This window comes from Mesorhizobium quangtriensis (assembly GCF_040081925.1).
GTDB classification, from domain to species: domain Bacteria; phylum Pseudomonadota; class Alphaproteobacteria; order Rhizobiales; family Rhizobiaceae; genus Mesorhizobium_K; species Mesorhizobium_K quangtriensis.
Genome location: NZ_JBEBMF010000005.1, coordinates 164,917 through 181,399, shown reverse-complemented (window position 1 = coordinate 181,399; position 16,483 = coordinate 164,917). Strand labels below are relative to the sequence as shown.

The following is a 16,483-nucleotide window of genomic DNA, read 5'->3' as shown; positions in this document are numbered from 1 at the left end:
GCAGCGCTTGGCGGCGGGGAATGCGATGGCGGCCGGGGTGCGTCGCCTTCGCTCACATCCGGACCAATCCCTTTTCATGTCGCCTTTGTAGAGGACCGCCTGCTTTTGCGGTCAACCCCCGGTGGGGGTACGCTCGCCAAAAATTCAGGAAAATTCGATTTCGGTCTTTTCTTGCGGGCCAGGCACTTTCCTTCCCGCAAGCGGGGCCCTTGAAAGTGCGGCCCGCTGTCTTCGGCAAATAGAATTTTCCAGAATTTCTTGCCGAGTGACCGCAGCAGGACGGCCCTCTCCTTCGACGCCATCGGGAATGGTCCCGATGCAACCGAAGGAGAAGTACCATGGCCACCACGATCGCAAACCTCACTGCCAAGGCCGACGGCTCGATGGAAGGCGTGTTCGCCACGCTGCGGGTCAACGCCCCGATCACTGTCCTGCCCAACGCCAACAAGTCTCGCGAGGACGCCCCCGACTTCCGCGTCCTCAACAAGCGCACCGGTTTCGAGATCGGCGCCGCCTGGAACCGGGTCTCCCAACGCTCCGGCGAGAACTACCTTTCGTTCAAGCTGGAGGCTCCCGAGATCGGCGTCGTCTTCGGCAACCTCGCTCCAGCGCCGGGCGGCGACGAGAACAAGAAGGTGATCCTCTGGAACAACCCGGAGTGAACAGCGACGGGCCGGCCCCGCAAGGGGCCGGCCCTCTTTGTGTTCCACACGAGCAGGAGGCTTCCCTGAGCCGCTACACCATCACCGTCACCAGCAGCGACGGCCGCTCCGATCCCGACGCCACGATCGGCTACGATCCACCGCTGCGCACGTTCTTCCTGCAGGCGTTTCCCGACGAGACCGGCGACGATCTTGCTCTGTGGCTCGGCACGAGCGACCGCGAATACGAAACGATCGATGCACTGCACATGGCGGCGCTTTCCAGAGGCTACAGTTTCATGCCGCTGCGCGAGGACGTCACGTCGCAACTCGTTGCTGACCTCGCACAGGAGGCCGACCGTCCTCCCCATGACGGCCCGCTCGCCGCGTTGCTGCGACAGCTGCAATCGAAGTAGCCGCAAAAAAGGGCCCGCGCCGCACGATCCGGCGCGGGCCTTTTTTGTGCCGCGCTAGCCGTCACTCTCGAACGTCATTCCTGGACAGGTCGCGATAGCCGCGTTGCCGCTTCACGCGCGACAGTGCATCGCGCGCGGCCATGGCTTCCTCCCCGGTTTCATAAAGGTCGATGCGGATACGGCCCGGCCTGCCGATCCGCCCCCATTCGCGCACGAGGCAGATGTCGCCAAACAGGCTCGGCGTCGACGACATGCGATAGAACCGCGCCATGTTGCGCGCTGGATCGATGCGGTGAAGATGGATCGCGTCTATGGTCTGCATGACGTCAACATTGCGTCCGGGATCGACGCCGTCCAACGCGCTTTATGAATTGGTCCCGCTCCATCGATTCAGGCTGCTGATGCATCGGCCGGAACCGCAATGTTTGGGCGAGCCGGCCTGCGGCCGACCGGGCTCTACTCGCGTCGCTCGCGCCCCGCTCACGGAACCCGCTGACGCGGTCTCCGCCTTCGGTAACGATCCCCTCTCGCAGGGCATCAAAGACCGGATCGACCGGCCCTCGATGCCACAAGGGGCGAGCCCTCGCGCACCCTGCCGGCTGGTCGCCGGATATGGACGCATCCCCTGACGGGGATGCGGGTCTATCTCTCTGACGTCCCAGTCTACTGGCCGCTCCCATCGCCTCAAGGACGCGCGGTCCCGCCAATTTTCAGCCGTCGCCCTGAAGAAGTGCGCCGACAGAAAATCGGGACCCCCACGCGCCGCCTCCGGCGGTCGCTTCGCGATCCTTGACCCGATGCTCGACTTGCCCGTCGCCGGGCCTCCGTCATCAAGATGAAGGAGACCATGACATGGCACACAACACTCTTATGCTTGTCGCGCAGCTCACGGGCTTGCGCATCCACGTTCTCGCCAACCGCCTCGGCTGTGACACCGAACTTGCCCGCTCCGTGCACGACACCCTCGCCGCCAAGCTGGCGAAAATGATCGACGCGCAGCGCAAGATCCTCGCCGCCGACCGGGCTCGTGTCGCAGCGCGCGGCACCGAGGACGAAGAGGACGCCTTCTACGACCTGCACCACTACCAGACGGCCTACTACGAAACGTGGCTGATCGAACCGGTCGCGCTTCTCGACGACTATCTGGTCGACGATCTCACGCGCGAATACTTCAATTTCAACACCGATGAATGGCATCACCGCGACTCCGATGTGCCGATCGCGGTGCCGGTTCCGCGCGAAAAGCTCTGCGGTCTCGCAAGCATCATCGCCGAAATCGAAGACGTCAGCGGCGCGCGGTTCAGCGTCGAGAATGTCTACTACAGCGAGACCGAAGCCGAGGCCGCGTGGTGGGAATGCAGCGAGGCCGACCCGGACGAAGTGTTCGCAATGACCGAAGCCGACCGCTCATGAGGCCGGCGATCGAGGCGGTGCAAGCCGCCTCGATCTTCTGTTCGTCCCTGGCGAGGTGGATACTGTGTCGATATCCGGTTCTCGATCGACGACGTCGGCCGTCTTTCTGCGCCCATCAGCCCCGACGTTTTGTGTCCGTCTGCTTGCCCACGTTCCCTGCGCCGCTGTCTGGCGACAGTTCCTCGACCAGCATCAGAAGGTTCTGTGCCGTCGCAGCCGGCAGGTCCAGCATTCGCATTATGAGCTTGAACGTGACCTCCGCCTCCTGCTCGGTCTCGCCAAAAAACTGCGGAGCCGCCGCGTAGATCGCTTCGACCGGTGAGAAGTCGAGCAACTCGGCCAGATGCAGCAGCCGGGTCACCCTGAGCTTCGCTCCGGCCCGTTCATGTCGGGCGTAAATCTCGTGATGTAGGCCAACCATCATGCCGACCTGCTCGCGGTTCAGGTTCTGCGCATCGCGTCGCTCACGCAAGAACCGGCTCAATTCCTCCTCGATTTCGAACAGGCTGCGGACGCCACCAAATCCCGGCTTGCGCCAGATCGGTTTTCCAGCCTCAGAATCGTCCGTTTCGACAAGGCCATGCCTGTCGATGTAAGTCTGTACGTCCTTGATGGCCATTATCTGGCTCGCTCGAACCCGCTCGCTGCCCCAACCCGCCAAAAGAGACGGGAAAATCCCCGATTTGGCTCCAAACCCCAAAAATCAGAGCCAAAACGATGGTGTTCCTAGCAGGGATTCAGACACAATATCAACTCGATTCTCGGCGCAGCTCGGTGCAGACCACACTTCCTGTCAAAATCCGTTCGCGTCCAGATATTGTCGAATGGCGTTCTCCATAAGGGCCTGCATGGACGTCCCAAGGTTGAAGGAGGCCAACTTGAGCCGGCGCTTCGTGTCCCGATCGAGGTTGACATTCACGAAATGGCTTGCGCCTTTCATGCGCGCCCGCTTCATCTGCCGCAGCGCCTTGCTCGCCTCGCTGGATGCCGCGCCTCTCCCGGCTTCCTCTCTGGCCGCCGGTGCTGGCGCACTCTGCGGCGCATCGGGGCTTTCGTCCCCGGTGCGATCCGGGCTCAAACTTGCCGCCGCACGCTGCCGCCGCGGCGCGGTGGCGAATTCGTCGAGTGACAGGCTCTCTTTCCCGCTCATGCCGCGCGTCCCGTCGCTGCCCCGTTCGCGAGCAGTTCGTCGACTTCCGCGACCAGCGCCTGCGTCTCCCGCCGCGCCTTGGCGATCGCCTCCGTCACCTCCTGCATCTGGAGTGTTCCGATCCCATTGTGGATGTCCTTGTAGACGTTGCGCTCGAATACCTCGGTGCGAAACAGGTAGGTCCCGACCTTGTCCTCGATGATCGGTCTGATCTTCCGGTAGAGTTCTGTGTGCCGCACGGTCACGGTGATCCGCGTCCGCAGCACGCCATGCCGGCAGCCCCGCCCGAGCGCCTCGTTGACGCGCAGCACGTTCTCAAAGCCGTCGATGGCCCCAAGCACTTCACGCTTTGACGGCTGGATCGGCGAGATCACCAGGTTGGCCGAAGCGATCACAGGGTCGACGATCGAAGTGTCTTCGCCTGGGGTGTCGATCAGCACGTGATCGAACGCTTGGCCGTGTTCGTCCATCCAGCGCTCTAGCCCCTTTGCCGTCTTGTGGCTGTAGACCTCGATCCCTTCGGGCTGCGCATCCTTCTCCTGACAGTCCGTCCACCATTTCATCAGATTGTTGCGAGCGTCCATATCGATCATGGCGACGCTCCCGCCACGCAGGGCATATTCGCCGGCGATGTTCATCAGAGCGGTGGTCTTGCCCGCACCACCCTTGCCGTTGATGGCGGCGATCACGACGGTCATCGGCTCATCTCCACGAAAATGTGTTTCTACTGACACATGAATCCATTTCCGTGTGGTCGTGGATTCACATCGATATAGAAACACACGAATATGCAAAAACACAATACTATTGACGTTGAAAATAGGACTAAAGCGGATGAGATGCGATAAATATCCATATTTTTAGTTGGCAGGATACGGAAAAATGTGATACATTTTCCTGACGATCGAGGGACAGGCCCTCGATCCGCGGCCTACGGCCGCAACCACCGTGATCAAAGTGTGTTTTTCGATGGCTCGCAACCGCTCCGCAGCTTCGAACAGGAAGGACCGGGTGGCGCACATCCGTTTCTCACCGGCCGAGTTCGATGCCCTTGAGGCGGCCGCAGCAGCAGCCGGCATAACCGTTTCGGCCTTCGTGCGGTCACTCGCCATGGAAGGCGCCGGCGTGCGGCCGTTCCTCGCAGAGGGCGACCGTGCTGTGCTTGGCCTGCTCGTCGAAGGCATGCGGGCGATCGGCGGCAACCTCAACCAGATCGCGCGCGCCATCAACACCGGCAGGGTTCCCGCTGATGGGCATGTCGCAGGCAGCATCAAGGATGCGCATGTCGTCGCAACCACAGTGGCATCGGAACTTGCTGAGATGACCAGGCGGGCGGCCGCACTTCGACGCGGGGAGGGCGCCTGATGGAGTTTTTCCCCGGAGCCTTCGAGCTGGAGTGGGAGCGTCTCCGCGCCATGCTGGTGCATGAGATGCAGCTCGGGCAGATCGAAAAGAGCGATTGGGAAGAGCCGCGAAGGGGAGGGGTGGCGCGGATCGGCGATGAGGGGCTGGACGGCTTCGGCCGAGCGCGGCGGCGGCAGGGCGGGAACCGCCTGCGGCGGCCTCCGGGAGGCGCAGGCTCGACCGGCCGATCAATGCGAACGCGCTTCTCGGCGCTGGCGCGCGGCAGCCAGCCGGCGGTAGTCAAGCTCGCCTCCTATGGCGGCGGCGGTCGCGCGGCTGCGATGATGAGCTACACATCGCGAGGAGGGGAGCTTGCCGTCGAGAACGAGCGCGGTGAGCGCGTGCTCGGCCGGGACGCACTCACCGAACAGCGGGCGGAGTGGGAACATCTCTTCGACAATCGCGCCGCCAGCCGGGATTTCGGCGTCTTCCATGTCTCCATAGACGCGGCTTCGCTCTCCTCCGACGTCGACCAGGACGATCAGCTCCGCGAGATCCTGCGATCGGGTTTTGGCAGTCGTCGGTTTGTCTATGCGGCGCGAGAGCGATCCGATGGGGGATTCAATGTGAGTGGCGTCGTTGTTCTGCGCGACGGGAGTGGGGAGCGCCTGACCGGTGATCGGAAAGCCGCGGAGATCGTGCAGCAGCGCTACGACGACACGGAGGCCGGCCGGGATGTCGAAGCAGGGTTCCGTTTTCATGGCTACGGCAACGGCGTGGAATGGGGCGCCGCCCGGGTTCGGGAACTGGTCGCGTCATCCGACGGAGAGGTCCGCGACGATACCGGCCGGCTGATCGGTGATGCGACGCAGGCCGGCGATCTCGTGCAGAAGGAATGGCGCAAGGAATTGCACAGCCGCAAGGGCAGGGACGTCATGCACTTGATTGTCTCGGCGCGCGCAGGCACGGATGCATCCGCCTTTGAGGAAGCGGTCCGCGAATTCCTGGGCGAGCAGTTTGCGGGGCACCGCTATGTGTTCGCCGTTCACGATCCGGCGTTCGATCCGAAGGAGATGGCGGACGGCGGCAAGCGGCCGCACATCCACGCTCATGCCATCGTCACTATGCGCTCGGAAACGGGCGAGCGGATCGAGACGAGTCCGCAAATGTTTCGCGCGTGGCGCTCGTTGATGGCCGAGAAGGCGCGCGAGCAGGGCATCGACATGGAACTCACCGATCGGCGGGAATTCGCAAGCGCGCCGGCCTACACCCGCAATCAGGTGCGCCCGGTGGGCTACCGGGGTCGGACGGAGCATGAAGGGACGAGCGAGGCGGCGCATAGCAGATACAAGGCGAAGCGCTCGAACGAACCGGACCTCGCTCGTTCAAGCCGAAGCGAGGCGTATGCGGCCATCGCCACAAGTGTTTGGAACGACCTTACCAACGAACGGCAGGACGGCCAGGTTGGCGAATTCGCCACGTTGCAGAAAGACAGGTTGGAACGCGCTGCACGAGACAGCCAAATTGATAGCATTATCGATCATCATGAAACAGTGACTATAAAAAACAACGCCAATATGGCATTGTTAGGTGAGTTTATGGAAGGCGAGGTCGATCAGATGCGAGAGATGACGCGTCCCGAATTCGAATCCTACGAGAAGCGCGTGGAAGCTGTTCTCGCGACTGTCGAACAAACGCTCGATGCCTCCGAGCGTGACGATTTTGACGAAGTTGCGGCCGCCGCGCGCGAGGTGGTGGACATCCGGCGCGAGTATCTGGAGTTCACCGAACAGCAAGTCGAAACCGACCGCACCGACCCGCGGCGCGTCGATGGGCAGCGCGACGACGTCAACGCGCAGCGGGATGCGGCAGTCGCGCGGTTCGGTGCGCAAGCCGTCGAAAAAGCCAATGAGGTTCTCATAGAGGTCGAGCACTATCGCGAGGGACTGGAAAGGATCGAAGCGGGAGATCTGCCGCAGTCTGACACGGCCAGCTATCAAACCGGCCTGGCGCGGGAAGTCCATCGAGCCGCGGAGCTGGCCGTCGATGAGGGCAATCCGTATATGCGCGAGGTCGGAAAGTCGGATCAGGAATTGCAGCGTGCGATCGAACAGGTCGAGATGTCTCGTGATGAGGCACGCAGAGCCGCAGATAGCAGGCAGCTTGAACGATCTGGTACCGAACCGGATAGCGCCGTTGGCCAGTACAAGGGTAGTGTCGACGGCTCGTCGGGGCAAGTCGAGACCGAGCAGAACCGAGAGGCGGATCACGACGACCGGCTTAACTCTCGGCGGGATGATCACGTCGATGACCGGCAGGGTCCACCATTGCCCGATCAACCGGTCCGGCGTTCTGATGAACAAGAGACCGATAGACGTCCGGCCGCCGAGGTCGAGGCCGTTCGGTCGGATCCGCCGCAGCAGCACGTGCCGCGACTGCGTCAGATCGAGCTGGAACTGGATGAGCGCCATGACCGCGATCGCGATGATCGCGAGCGCTAGGAGCACGGCCATGAATGATGAATTGCGTCACAATCAGCTTCCACCGCCGGATGGTTCGGAAGACCGGCCGGATGGATTCGTCTCGCTAGCCATTTTGGCATTCGTCGTCGTTGCGCCGCTGATCTATTTTGGTCCAGAGCTTGGCGCGATTGAAGCGTGGTTCGTTGACGTGTATCGCATGATCGATGGATGGGTGGCTCCCATAAGGGAGTTCGTAGTCGGCTAGCCAACATGCTTGGGGAGCACCCGATCCGCCCGCATGTCCAAGGTTTCTCACGAATTGCCTGACGGGTTCGTTGATGAGACCGAGCCGATCGCAAACCCACCAACCGTTTCGCGGCAACCGACATTGCTTCGATCGACCCGTCAGACTGGTCGTGTCAGTGCTCGAATGAGCGTCCGAAACGCGGCGCGAACCTTGCGGTCTTCGATCCTTGCCAGTGCCTGGGCGATCGACGCATCGCGCCCATGGAGTGTCTCTTGCTCGGGCTCCTGTCGCTGGGGGCCGACCCCTTCGAGAAAGAAAGACAGTGGTGCATCCAGTTCCGCCGCCACACGCACCAGCGTGGCCACGGCAATGCGGGTCATGCCTCGCTCGTATCTCTGAATCTGCTGGAAACTGACACCGATGGCTTCGCCCAGTTTTCGCTGGCTCAGGCCAAGTGACCGGCGACGAGCGCATAGACGGAGCCCAACGACGACATCCACCGCATCAAGAGCGCTTTCGTTTTCGCTCGGGCGGCGGCGGGATTGGCGGCCGCGGATCGGTGAAGAAGTCGGTCGGGGCAATTTCGAGGATCTCAGCCAGCTTCTCCAGTATGTCGACGGTCGGAGAATGAACTTAACGATCCAGGGTGCAGCCGCCTGATGCGGCTATGGTGACTTTCGAGCCTGCAGTATGCGGAGACATTGGACGGTGCTACGGTCTGCGGTTCGACGGTCGATGGAACACGGTGGGTCGCCCAGTAACTTACGCGGCGACCTTTCCATCACTGTGCGTTCTCGGGAAACTCGTACATATCGAGGATCCGGACCTTCTGCCGACGCTTGCGATGGTCGTGTATGATCTTTCCGACGACGTGCCTGTATCGCGTCTGACGCTGGCCGCCGTCGGAGCCCAAACCACGTTTAGCTGGTCTCAAGCTCCAAAGCCGGCGCGTCATCCGCAACGGTCTCCTCAAAAATCGCCGACCAGTTTCGCGACGAGCGCCGATCCTCGCTCGATGCCCCATCTCCATTCACCAACGTCTTGAGGCGGCGCGCTGCCGTGTCGAACTTCGCGTCGATTTTATTCCTGAACAGCGACAATTGTTGCGCGGGTTCAGCAGCGCGGTCGCCGAACCTCGCACTAGGAAAGGGTTTTGCTGCGGTAGGCCTATCATTCGTCGAAGTAACGGAGTGAGAAGGAGACGCACGTACTGTCTGCGCCCTGGCGCGGCCACGAACCTTGAAATGCTCATCCAAACTGGCGGCAACTGGATCTCTGTCGCCAGCCGAACGTTTTGGAGTCTCCCTATAGACTAGTGTCGTGCTCGTCGAGCGATCAACAACCATCGCACCAGATGAACTTGGGCGCAAAGATCCGGGATTTTCGAGCAACGACGTATTGCCTTGGCCGATCACCGGCACCGGCCGCTGCGGCAGGAACTCCGTCGCCGGCACGTCCGGCACGTTGGTTCGCGAAAACTGCTCCATCGCCTTGAATGGTGCGGTGCGGAAGAATCGCAATTTGTCGGCAAAGATCGCGTTCTGTCCCTCAGCCAGGATGATCATTTTGTCTCCTGGCATTTGCCGAACCTCCTGCGGCATCATCAGGTCGCGTTCCCGCAACTGTTCGACCTTGGTACGGCGATGCAGCCCCATCATCTCGATCGTGCGGGATTCCGTCTTGTAGCGGACGGTCCGCTTTCCCAATCCTTTCGAGACGGCTTCAGCGGTTACCTGGTCGTTGGCGCCAAACACCAGCTGGTAGCCGCAATTGCCCATTAGGGAATGGCGGGACGTCTCTCCGTAAATTTCATCGAGATTCTTGAGGTCTTGGATCACGAACGCCATCTTGATGTTGTAGCCGGCGACATAGGGCAGCTTGGTCGTAATCTCGGTCATTTTCTTCAACTGGCGGAACTCGTCGAGCAGGAAATAGACGGGTAACGACCTTTCCCTATGCTCGAGCATGAGCATGTCCAGCGTCTGTTGCACGAAGAGGGCGAGCAAAGGTCTCAACAGTGTGATGTCGGTGACGTTCGGCGCGAGATAGATCGAGATCGGCCGGTGCTTCAGGGCCCGCAGATCCATGTCGGTGACGGATGTCGCAGCGACGACGCGCTCGTTGCGGAACGGGCGCAGGGCCTTCTGAATATCAAGCAGCGCGGATGCTGCGGCGCGCTCGGACAAGGCAGTATATGCGTTGAAACTCTCCATGGTGAAGCGTGACAGAAATGGTTCGCGCTCCTTGAGAAGCACCATGAGGGCCTGAAGGTTGGCGCCGCTGTTGAAGAAGGTTGTTACCTCCCCAAGATTGCGATGCCCTTCGTAAAAAACACTCTCGTTGATGTAGCTGATTGCGCCGGCCATGACCTGTTGCGCGGTCGCCTGCCAAATCGAGTTCTCGGACTCTGTGTTCTCCGGAACCAGGATGGCGGCGATGTTCTGGATATCGGTGGTTCGATCGCCGCGATCCGGCCGGATGAAGTCGAGAGGATTGTAGCGGTGGGTCCGGTCGGATCCGGGCGCGAACAGAAATACCTGGTTGCCTTTGGACTTGCGGTAGCCTGCTGTGCTCCTAAAAATCTCGCCCTTGAGGTCCGTGACGACCATGGAGCCGTCATGAGCAAGCGCGTTAGGAATGACGTAGCAGGCGCCCTTCCCTGAGCGTGTCGGCCCGATGATCAGATGATGCCGATCGTCGTCGACGCGCAGGATCTGACGTCCGAACCGACCAAGAATTTTCCCCTTTTGCTTGAACCATCCATCGCGCCGGAGCGACATTGCCGTCTGGAAGCGAGCATCGCCGAGAGGGTTAGGATTGGCGCGCAAGCCCGCATAGGCCACGATGCCGGCGACGAGCGAAGCGGGCAGGAGAGCGCCAAGCGCCACGGTGCGCAGGAGGCCGCTGTCGCGATAGGCGATGAGCTGCTGGAAGGGTGCGAAGGGGTTAGTGGTGATGGTGGCCTGCAGTATCCGGCCATCGCCATAAAGTAATTGCAAGCCGAGCCCATATGCCAGCAGCCAGACGGCGAAGGCGACGGTTAGGCAGAAGCCGAGATAGCATATGCGGAGCGAGCCGGTCATGACCCGTCCATTCGTTCGCGCGCGAAGAAAATTTCCGAGACGCCGCGTCGGCCCCCTTCCCTGCGCAGCTGGATGACAATCGGGATTACGCTCTGAATGTAGGAGATGAGATCAGCCTTCGGATAGGCCGCCGACAGGCCCGATTGCATGACCATCATGGCCAGTTGTTCGTAGGCGCCAAGCGGCGTGTCGGCATGCACTGTGGACATCGAGCCGGGATGCCCGGTGTTGATGGCACGGAGGAATGCGAAGGCTTCGGCTCCCCTGACCTCGCCGACAAAGAGACGGTCCGGCCGCATGCGCAGCGACGCCTCGAGAAGCGACTGGATGGTTACGCTGGCAGTTCCCTGGTCGCCGCGGGAGGCAAGCAGGTGGACCGCATTCTTCTGTGTCGGAAACAGCTCGCGTGTGTCTTCCAGCGTGATGATGCGTTCATGCGGGTCGACCGATTTCAGGCAGGCGTTTAGGAAAGTCGTCTTGCCGCTCGAGGTGCCACCGCTGATCAGGATCGAGACGCGGTTGACGATCGCCGTGCGGATGAAGCCGTAGATGTCTCTCACCGAGAGCTGGTCGATCAGGGCCTGCTCGGTCTCGCTAAGACCGCCAACGGCGACGGTGACTGCGTCGAGCGATCCCTGGTCGCGATAGTCCTCGAGCGTGAAGTTGCTGATGACCTGCTTGCGGATCGACAGCGTGCCGCCATCGGCGGCCGCGGGTGGCAGGACGACTTGGATGCGCTCGCCAGTGGGCAGTGCCGCGCTGAGGATGGGGTTGGCAGGGCTGACGAACTGATTGGTGCTGGCGGCGACGCGCTCACCGATATTGACGATCTCCGCGGTGGTCAGCTGCGGAATCTCATAGAATTCCATGTGCGCCGCACCGAGGCGCTCGATATAAACCTGTCCCGGCCGGTTGACCGAGATTTCGACAACATCGCGATCGTCGAGAAACGGCTTCAGCGAGGCGAGCGCACGAGAGAGAAAATAGTGCCGGTTGTCGGAGGCAAGCTCAGGGGAGGCCGCGTTCACGACGGATCTCCCTCAGTGCTTCGGTGACGGGATCCTCGTACATGGCCGAGAAGTCGAGGTCCTGACGAACAAAGACGAAGATACGCTCTCCCTGGCTCACGCTGATCGTCGGCGGGATGCGCAGACTATCGCCCAGCGCCTGATTGGCCATGTCGGAAAATGTCTGTGCCAGTGTCTCCCGGGCTACTTCCTCAGCGTTCTGTGCATCGTCACTTTTTCCAGCCGCGGCCTCGCTTCCGTAGCCGGTCAGGTAGCTGGCGCCGGCGCCGACGATGGACAGCAGAATGGCCGCGCCAAATCGCTCACGAAACTTCTTGTCCACACGCCCGGTCAGACCAGCGCGGCCGAGACTGTCAGCGCCGATCGAGTTCAGCCGAACCGTGACGCCGTCATCACGCAACATGCGGGTCCAGACGACGAAAATTCGGGTCTGGCCGCGGGTGATCTCGGACTGGTATTCGCCGATGAGCCGGGTGCCGGTGGGGATCAGCACGCGACGGCCGTCGAGCGAATAGACGTCCTGCAACACGATCGCCCTCACCTGCCCTGGCAGGTCACTGACGATTGCCGTCTCAAGGATGCCCGGAATGAGCGTGCCCTCCGGAACGAGCGCGTCGATCCGCTCGATCTTCCTCGCCTTGGCGCTACGGTCGCCGATGCTGGCGGCGGCCGCCAGGAATTTGCTGCTGCGATCCTCGCCGGCAACCGTGAGCCCCTCTCCTTCCCCGCCGGTCAGAGTGCCGGACCCGCTCGATGCCGGATTGTCGATCACAACCAGCTTCGAACGGAAGCGTTCGGGGAATTCTTCCGCAGGGGCGTCGACAACATCCGGGGGCGGCGTCGCACCTGGAGCAGGCGGAGGCGGCACATCGAACTGAGTCGTGTCTGGTTTTTCCGCCGAAGGTGGCGGCGGGGGAGGAGGTGGTATCTGGACAATCTCCGGCGCCGGCGGCTCTGGTTCCGGTTCGCTCTCGCGCACGAAGGACGGTGGGCGGAAGGTCGTTGTGGTGAATTCCTCGTCCCCGTCGAGCATATCGCGGACCGGTGTCTGCCCGCTGGAAAGGACCAAATAACCGGCGCCGAGGCCGAGCAGGACCAGAGCTGCGCCGCCCGCAAGCTGCTTTCGGCGGACAGATGTGTCGGCCACGACAGGATCGTCATTCTGACCCAAGGCTTCAAGTTCCGGAGAGCGTTTCATCAATTGCCGCTCCGGCGCCGTTGTTTCGCCTGATCATCCTCGGCGGGACCCAGAGTAGCGGGGTCTGGAGCTCCAAAATCCGGCTTTCGCAGATTGAAGATGCAAATCCACTCGTTGCCGTCACGCAACGTGAACTGTGTGGCTGTTCCGTCGACGACAATGTACTCCCCCTCCCTGCGGAAATTCCGAAGCGTCTCGGAAAAATCCGAGTTGACCGCGAAGATTGCCGGTACACGCCGATCGAACTTGAAGAAGGTCTTGTTGCCGTCGTCGAAGACCATCAGCGGCTTCATCCGCGCATCGCCCGAAAAGGAGTAATCGATGTTGACGTTAGCCTTGTCGATGCCGGAGATGTTCGGCCAGGCTGCGCGCTGTTCCGCCTCCTTGCGTAGGGCGGCGTTGAGGTTCTTCTCTGGATAGTGGAAACGGATCCCAAAAACCTTGCGGCCCGCTTCAGGGGCAAAATCGTGCAGCTCGAGATAGTAGATGCGCTTGTCGGTGACGACATTCATGTTGGTCACGACATCCTTGGCGATTGGCTTGACGAAGAGGATGTTGCCCTTCTCAGCTGGCACAACCTGCCAGCTCTCCGTGTCGCCGAGCGAGATCGTCTGGAACTTTTCGTCTTCGTCGAAGATGATCATCGTCGAGATGCCGTAGGTCGCGAAGACCTGGACGACATTGTTCTCCTGATAGGTGACGCTGGTCACGCGCCCATCAAGCGATCCGCCCTTTGGGGTCTGCGCCGAAACGGCTGGCCAGCACGTACCGATCAAGACAAGAGCGATCACGAACGAGCGGCCTATCATCGGGTTTCCCCGGGCGTCACCGTTTCCTGGTCGCGACGATAGGAATAGACCTGGAAGCCGAGCGGGTTCTCGAAGCGCCATTCGTTGCGGGTCGGCGTGTCTGTGTAGCGAAAGCGCACAACCGAGATCCAATGACGCACGATCGATTCCGCGTCGCTGCGTTCGTTGGTCGAAAAGCGGACGATGGCCGTGCTGGCATTCGGGAACGTCACCGACTTGATATCGACCAGGACCCGCTTCAGTCGCCCATAGACCTTTGTCGGGTTCTGCGCATTGGCCGCGCTGTAGAGGGTCTGCAATTCGCGCGCGGCCTCGTCCGCGGACAGCAAGGCGGCAATGCCAAAATTCTCGGTGATGGCGTAGGGGTCGTAGCCCTCGCGGGCGCGGATGTAGCGGACCACATTGGCCTGGGTGATCGCCTGCTGCTCGGTAAGGTTGGCCGGCCGTGTCAGGCCTGACTTGACCTCGATATAGCCGGTCGTCTGGTCGACGGTGACGACGTAGGGCTCGAAACTCTTCAAGGGCAGCATCAGCACCACGGCGAGCAGGCTGAGCAGGGCGATCCCGGCGAAGATGATCGAAAAGAACCAGGCAACGCGCGCCGAGCGCTTCGCCCGCTTTATGATCTCCTGCTCCCAGATGTCGCCCTGCTGGAAATAGGACCGTAGTGCGGTTTCGGATTTTTCGGCCATCCCTGCCCTGCTTCTGTTGTTCACGACCGTGCATGGTCTCGCCGCTCACGATTGCCTCGGAGTTCCGTTCGATGTGATTGCGCGCTGCATGGAGGCTCCGGCGCCGTCCGGCCGTGGTGACTGAAGTCGTGCTTGGACCCGGTGGACGGCTGCCTGCGTCTGGCGGGCTGAGATGCCGATCGCCGCGCGGCCCCAGAAGATGCTCCGGCCGGTCATCTGCCGGGATCGCGGACCGACTGGTGTCGCCAGTCCGCCAGCTATGCCCTGTGCGAGGGATTGTACCTGCAGAAGAACGAAACTGCCCGCCAGGCACAGCATGATAAAGGCTGCGAAATCGCTGAGCTTCAGCTCGCGATCGCCGGAGATGCCGTCGATCGCCGTGAGTTCCGGCTCCATCGCCGCGATCAGGAACGCGGCGATCACATAGACGAACAGAGGAATGATCGCGTAGAGCAGTGACTGGTTGAGCCAACCCATCGCATAACTGCGTGTCGCATCGAAGAAAAAGCACGCGATGAAAATGGGCGCGGTGCCGAGCAACACCCACAGCACGACCTTGGCGAGGACGAGAATGCCGAGCGCGATGGCGACGAACAATCCGGCAAAGACCATGATGATCATACCGATCAAGGCCGGAAGCACGGACAGATAGCCTGCTTGTTCTGAAAATGCCGCCGCCGCGACATTGGCCGTCTTCCAGATTTGTGAAAGTCCGTTGGTGGGCTCGGTGACACCAGTTCCCGATGCCGCCAGGATGGCGCGGCCCGCCGCTTCCGGGACCTCGGTCAGCCACTCATAGACAAGCTCGTTGAAGTTCGACCAGGTGCCGACCAGCACCAGGATGACGAAGACCCGCACCAGTCGTCCGATGATCTCGGCGACGCTGAGACGCGACGCTCCGAGGAAGAGCTGCACCCCGTAGAACAGGACCGCAAGGATAAAAAGCAGACGAAGAAGCGGTTCGAGATCCTGGCTCAGAGTCTCGTAGGCGTTCTGGGAAAAGTTCTGTCCCGACGCATCGATCCGATCCAACAGTTCGCCAATAAAGTCGTCCACCGCCCTGCCCTACTCTTCGTCCCACTCATCGCCCTTGGCCGCCAGGTCCTGGACCGCCTCCAAGGCCGCGGCCCTGTTGGTATTTACCGACATCATCGGCCCACATTCGCTTTCCGTGGCGACGTAGCTCGACAAATTGGCTGGCCGCTTGCACGGCGCGGTTTTCTCGCGCGGCGTACCGCACCCGTTGGCGAGAGCGGCCAGCGTGAGTGAAAGGGCGGTCACGGCGCATCGACGGCCTCTCATTCGTACTGCAATGCCTTTTTGGTATTTGACATGTCGGTCAGCTTGCGCTGGTTTTCCGCATGCAGAGACTGCACACCGCCGTTCAGCACGCCGATCATCTCATTGAGTGTCAGGCCGGTCTGGACCTGAAGCTGCGTGTTCTGGTCGATCGAGCCCTTGATGTCCTCGGCCTTGCCGATTTCAACGCCCGCGCCTTCGAGGGCGGAGCGCCGCGTTTCGACCGCAGCTTGAGAACCGGTGATAAGCGCCGAGACGCCCATGACCGTTTTCATGAGCTCTTCATAGGATTTGTCGCTGGAGAGCGAGCTGTTCTCTTTCCCGGACAGAGATTTGACCAGCTGAAGGCCATTGATAAACAGCGTGGCAGCTTCGATGACTTTTGGATCAAGCGATCCGAAGTCGGCGATCCCGCTCTTCAGGAGGCTGTCGAAGGACGGTATCGACGAGACGGTAAAACCGTTGCTGATCGCGATATCCTTCAGCGGACCTGTGTCTCCGCCGCGATCGCCGGTCACAGCCTTCAGGGTCTCCTCGACGGTGGTGAGGATTTCCTTGTTCGTATCGAGGATTTTTCCCGTCTTTTCGGCGGTATCGCGGGCGACCGCGTAGTTGGTCTTGTCGATAACCGGAATGTCGGCCATAGCAGGCAGAATGCCGGCTCGAAGAGCTAGCACTATCGAAATCGAACGCTTCATCGT

At 61.3% G+C, this 16,483-nt stretch carries 19 protein-coding genes and 1 pseudogene; 7 read left to right on the top strand and 13 right to left on the bottom strand.

Features of this window, described 5'->3' with window-relative positions:
* Positions 1–338: 338 nt before the first annotated feature.
* On the top strand, positions 339–662 hold the full coding sequence (locus ABMA32_RS23275) for a DUF736 domain-containing protein (protein WP_192568405.1): 324 nt from the start codon (positions 339–341) through the stop codon (positions 660–662).
* A complete protein-coding gene (locus ABMA32_RS23270) occupies positions 659–1,057 on the top strand; it encodes a hypothetical protein (protein ID WP_425475582.1) in 399 nt (132 codons plus the stop codon). Before ABMA32_RS23275 ends, ABMA32_RS23270 begins: the two co-directional genes overlap by 4 nt.
* A gap of 61 nt (positions 1,058–1,118) precedes the next feature.
* On the opposite strand, the gene ABMA32_RS23265 is transcribed toward ABMA32_RS23270, so the two are convergent.
* The gene (locus ABMA32_RS23265) at positions 1,119–1,379 is read right to left on the bottom strand and encodes a WGR domain-containing protein (RefSeq protein WP_349016134.1); all 261 of its coding nucleotides are present in this window, start codon (positions 1,377–1,379) and stop codon (positions 1,119–1,121) included.
* A gap of 530 nt (positions 1,380–1,909) precedes the next feature.
* Here ABMA32_RS23265 and ABMA32_RS23260 point away from each other — a divergent pair.
* Complete coding sequence (locus ABMA32_RS23260; RefSeq protein WP_349016133.1) at positions 1,910–2,470, top strand: hypothetical protein; 561 nt, start codon at positions 1,910–1,912, stop codon at positions 2,468–2,470.
* Between the two features lie 115 nt (positions 2,471–2,585).
* Here ABMA32_RS23260 and ABMA32_RS23255 read toward each other — a convergent pair whose 3' ends face one another.
* The 3 genes from ABMA32_RS23255 to ABMA32_RS23245 form a co-directional block, all read right to left on the bottom strand.
* Positions 2,586–3,089, bottom strand: coding sequence for a helix-turn-helix domain-containing protein (locus ABMA32_RS23255; protein WP_349016132.1), 504 nt, complete (start codon positions 3,087–3,089; stop codon positions 2,586–2,588).
* 174 nt (positions 3,090–3,263) lie between these two features.
* Positions 3,264–3,620 (bottom strand): hypothetical protein, encoded by a 357-nt coding sequence (locus tag ABMA32_RS23250; RefSeq protein WP_349016131.1) that lies wholly within the window; start codon positions 3,618–3,620, stop codon positions 3,264–3,266.
* Entirely contained in the window at positions 3,617–4,318 is a 702-nt protein-coding gene (locus tag ABMA32_RS23245; RefSeq protein WP_349016130.1) for a ParA family protein, read from the bottom strand. Before ABMA32_RS23245 ends, ABMA32_RS23250 begins: the two co-directional genes overlap by 4 nt.
* Before the next feature lie 313 nt (positions 4,319–4,631).
* Between ABMA32_RS23245 and ABMA32_RS23240 the strand changes: the two genes are divergently transcribed.
* Genes ABMA32_RS23240 through ABMA32_RS23230 form a run of 3 tightly spaced genes read left to right on the top strand, consistent with a single transcriptional unit; the run spans position 4,632 to position 7,691 of the window.
* Positions 4,632–4,985, top strand: a complete 354-nt coding sequence (locus ABMA32_RS23240; RefSeq protein WP_349016129.1) for a plasmid mobilization protein — start codon at positions 4,632–4,634, stop codon at positions 4,983–4,985.
* Entirely contained in the window at positions 4,985–7,465 is a 2,481-nt protein-coding gene (locus ABMA32_RS23235; RefSeq protein WP_349016128.1) for a relaxase/mobilization nuclease domain-containing protein, read from the top strand. The genes ABMA32_RS23240 and ABMA32_RS23235 overlap by 1 nt, the downstream gene beginning before the upstream one ends.
* Complete coding sequence (locus tag ABMA32_RS23230) at positions 7,434–7,691, top strand: hypothetical protein (protein WP_349016127.1); 258 nt, start codon at positions 7,434–7,436, stop codon at positions 7,689–7,691. The genes ABMA32_RS23235 and ABMA32_RS23230 overlap by 32 nt, the downstream gene beginning before the upstream one ends.
* A 140-nt stretch (positions 7,692–7,831) precedes the next feature.
* Here ABMA32_RS23230 and ABMA32_RS23225 read toward each other — a convergent pair whose 3' ends face one another.
* Positions 7,832–8,173 carry a helix-turn-helix domain-containing protein gene (locus tag ABMA32_RS23225; RefSeq protein WP_349016284.1) on the bottom strand — a complete coding sequence of 114 codons (342 nt, stop codon included), beginning with the start codon at positions 8,171–8,173 and terminating at the stop codon, positions 7,832–7,834.
* A 167-nt stretch (positions 8,174–8,340) separates the two neighbouring features.
* On the opposite strand from ABMA32_RS23225, the pseudogene ABMA32_RS23220 reads away from it, so the two are divergent.
* A pseudogene (locus ABMA32_RS23220) lies at positions 8,341–8,565 on the top strand (RES family NAD+ phosphorylase); the annotation flags it as partial.
* A 28-nt stretch (positions 8,566–8,593) separates the two neighbouring features.
* On the opposite strand, the gene ABMA32_RS23215 reads toward ABMA32_RS23220, so the two are convergent.
* From ABMA32_RS23215 to ABMA32_RS23180, 8 genes are read right to left on the bottom strand one after another with little or no spacing between them, the layout of a single operon-like run.
* Positions 8,594–10,756, bottom strand: coding sequence for a type IV secretory system conjugative DNA transfer family protein (locus tag ABMA32_RS23215; RefSeq protein ID WP_349016126.1), 2,163 nt, complete (start codon positions 10,754–10,756; stop codon positions 8,594–8,596).
* Positions 10,753–11,784, bottom strand: coding sequence for a P-type DNA transfer ATPase VirB11 (gene virB11, locus ABMA32_RS23210; protein ID WP_349016125.1), 1,032 nt, complete (start codon positions 11,782–11,784; stop codon positions 10,753–10,755). The genes ABMA32_RS23215 and virB11 overlap by 4 nt, the downstream gene beginning before the upstream one ends.
* The gene (virB10, locus tag ABMA32_RS23205) at positions 11,765–12,982 is read right to left on the bottom strand and encodes a type IV secretion system protein VirB10 (RefSeq protein WP_349016124.1); all 1,218 of its coding nucleotides are present in this window, start codon (positions 12,980–12,982) and stop codon (positions 11,765–11,767) included. The genes virB11 and virB10 overlap by 20 nt, the downstream gene beginning before the upstream one ends.
* Positions 12,982–13,791, bottom strand: a complete 810-nt coding sequence (locus tag ABMA32_RS23200) for a TrbG/VirB9 family P-type conjugative transfer protein (RefSeq protein WP_349016123.1) — start codon at positions 13,789–13,791, stop codon at positions 12,982–12,984. The genes virB10 and ABMA32_RS23200 overlap by 1 nt, the downstream gene beginning before the upstream one ends.
* Complete coding sequence (locus tag ABMA32_RS23195) at positions 13,788–14,483, bottom strand: VirB8 family type IV secretion system protein (protein WP_349016122.1); 696 nt, start codon at positions 14,481–14,483, stop codon at positions 13,788–13,790. Before ABMA32_RS23195 ends, ABMA32_RS23200 begins: the two co-directional genes overlap by 4 nt.
* 45 nt (positions 14,484–14,528) lie before the next feature.
* Positions 14,529–15,539 (bottom strand): TrbL/VirB6 family protein, encoded by a 1,011-nt coding sequence (locus tag ABMA32_RS23190; protein WP_349016121.1) that lies wholly within the window; start codon positions 15,537–15,539, stop codon positions 14,529–14,531.
* A gap of 9 nt (positions 15,540–15,548) precedes the next feature.
* Positions 15,549–15,785 carry a hypothetical protein gene (locus ABMA32_RS23185; RefSeq protein WP_425475581.1) on the bottom strand — a complete coding sequence of 79 codons (237 nt, stop codon included), beginning with the start codon at positions 15,783–15,785 and terminating at the stop codon, positions 15,549–15,551.
* Entirely contained in the window at positions 15,782–16,480 is a 699-nt protein-coding gene (locus tag ABMA32_RS23180; RefSeq protein ID WP_349016119.1) for a type IV secretion system protein, read from the bottom strand. Before ABMA32_RS23180 ends, ABMA32_RS23185 begins: the two co-directional genes overlap by 4 nt.
* Positions 16,481–16,483: the final 3 nt, after the last annotated feature.

Bases quoted from the DNA above. Each gene is read 5' to 3' on its own strand.
- ABMA32_RS23275 (WP_192568405.1), top strand. From the start codon at position 339: ATGGCCACCACGATCGCAAACCTCACTGCCAAGGCCGACGGCTCGATG.
- ABMA32_RS23265 (WP_349016134.1), bottom strand. From the start codon at position 1,379: ATGCAGACCATAGACGCGATCCATCTTCACCGCATCGATCCAGCGCGC.
- ABMA32_RS23260 (WP_349016133.1), top strand. From the start codon at position 1,910: ATGGCACACAACACTCTTATGCTTGTCGCGCAGCTCACGGGCTTGCGC.
- ABMA32_RS23255 (WP_349016132.1), bottom strand. From the start codon at position 3,089: ATGGCCATCAAGGACGTACAGACTTACATCGACAGGCATGGCCTTGTC.
- ABMA32_RS23250 (WP_349016131.1), bottom strand. From the start codon at position 3,620: ATGAGCGGGAAAGAGAGCCTGTCACTCGACGAATTCGCCACCGCGCCG.
- ABMA32_RS23245 (WP_349016130.1), bottom strand. From the start codon at position 4,318: ATGACCGTCGTGATCGCCGCCATCAACGGCAAGGGTGGTGCGGGCAAG.
- ABMA32_RS23235 (WP_349016128.1), top strand. From the start codon at position 4,985: ATGGAGTTTTTCCCCGGAGCCTTCGAGCTGGAGTGGGAGCGTCTCCGC.
- ABMA32_RS23230 (WP_349016127.1), top strand. From the start codon at position 7,434: ATGACCGCGATCGCGATGATCGCGAGCGCTAGGAGCACGGCCATGAAT.
- ABMA32_RS23215 (WP_349016126.1), bottom strand. From the start codon at position 10,756: ATGACCGGCTCGCTCCGCATATGCTATCTCGGCTTCTGCCTAACCGTC.
- virB10 (WP_349016124.1), bottom strand. From the start codon at position 12,982: ATGAAACGCTCTCCGGAACTTGAAGCCTTGGGTCAGAATGACGATCCT.
- ABMA32_RS23200 (WP_349016123.1), bottom strand. From the start codon at position 13,791: ATGATAGGCCGCTCGTTCGTGATCGCTCTTGTCTTGATCGGTACGTGC.
- ABMA32_RS23195 (WP_349016122.1), bottom strand. From the start codon at position 14,483: ATGGCCGAAAAATCCGAAACCGCACTACGGTCCTATTTCCAGCAGGGC.
- ABMA32_RS23185 (WP_425475581.1), bottom strand. From the start codon at position 15,785: ATGAGAGGCCGTCGATGCGCCGTGACCGCCCTTTCACTCACGCTGGCC.
- ABMA32_RS23180 (WP_349016119.1), bottom strand. From the start codon at position 16,480: ATGAAGCGTTCGATTTCGATAGTGCTAGCTCTTCGAGCCGGCATTCTG.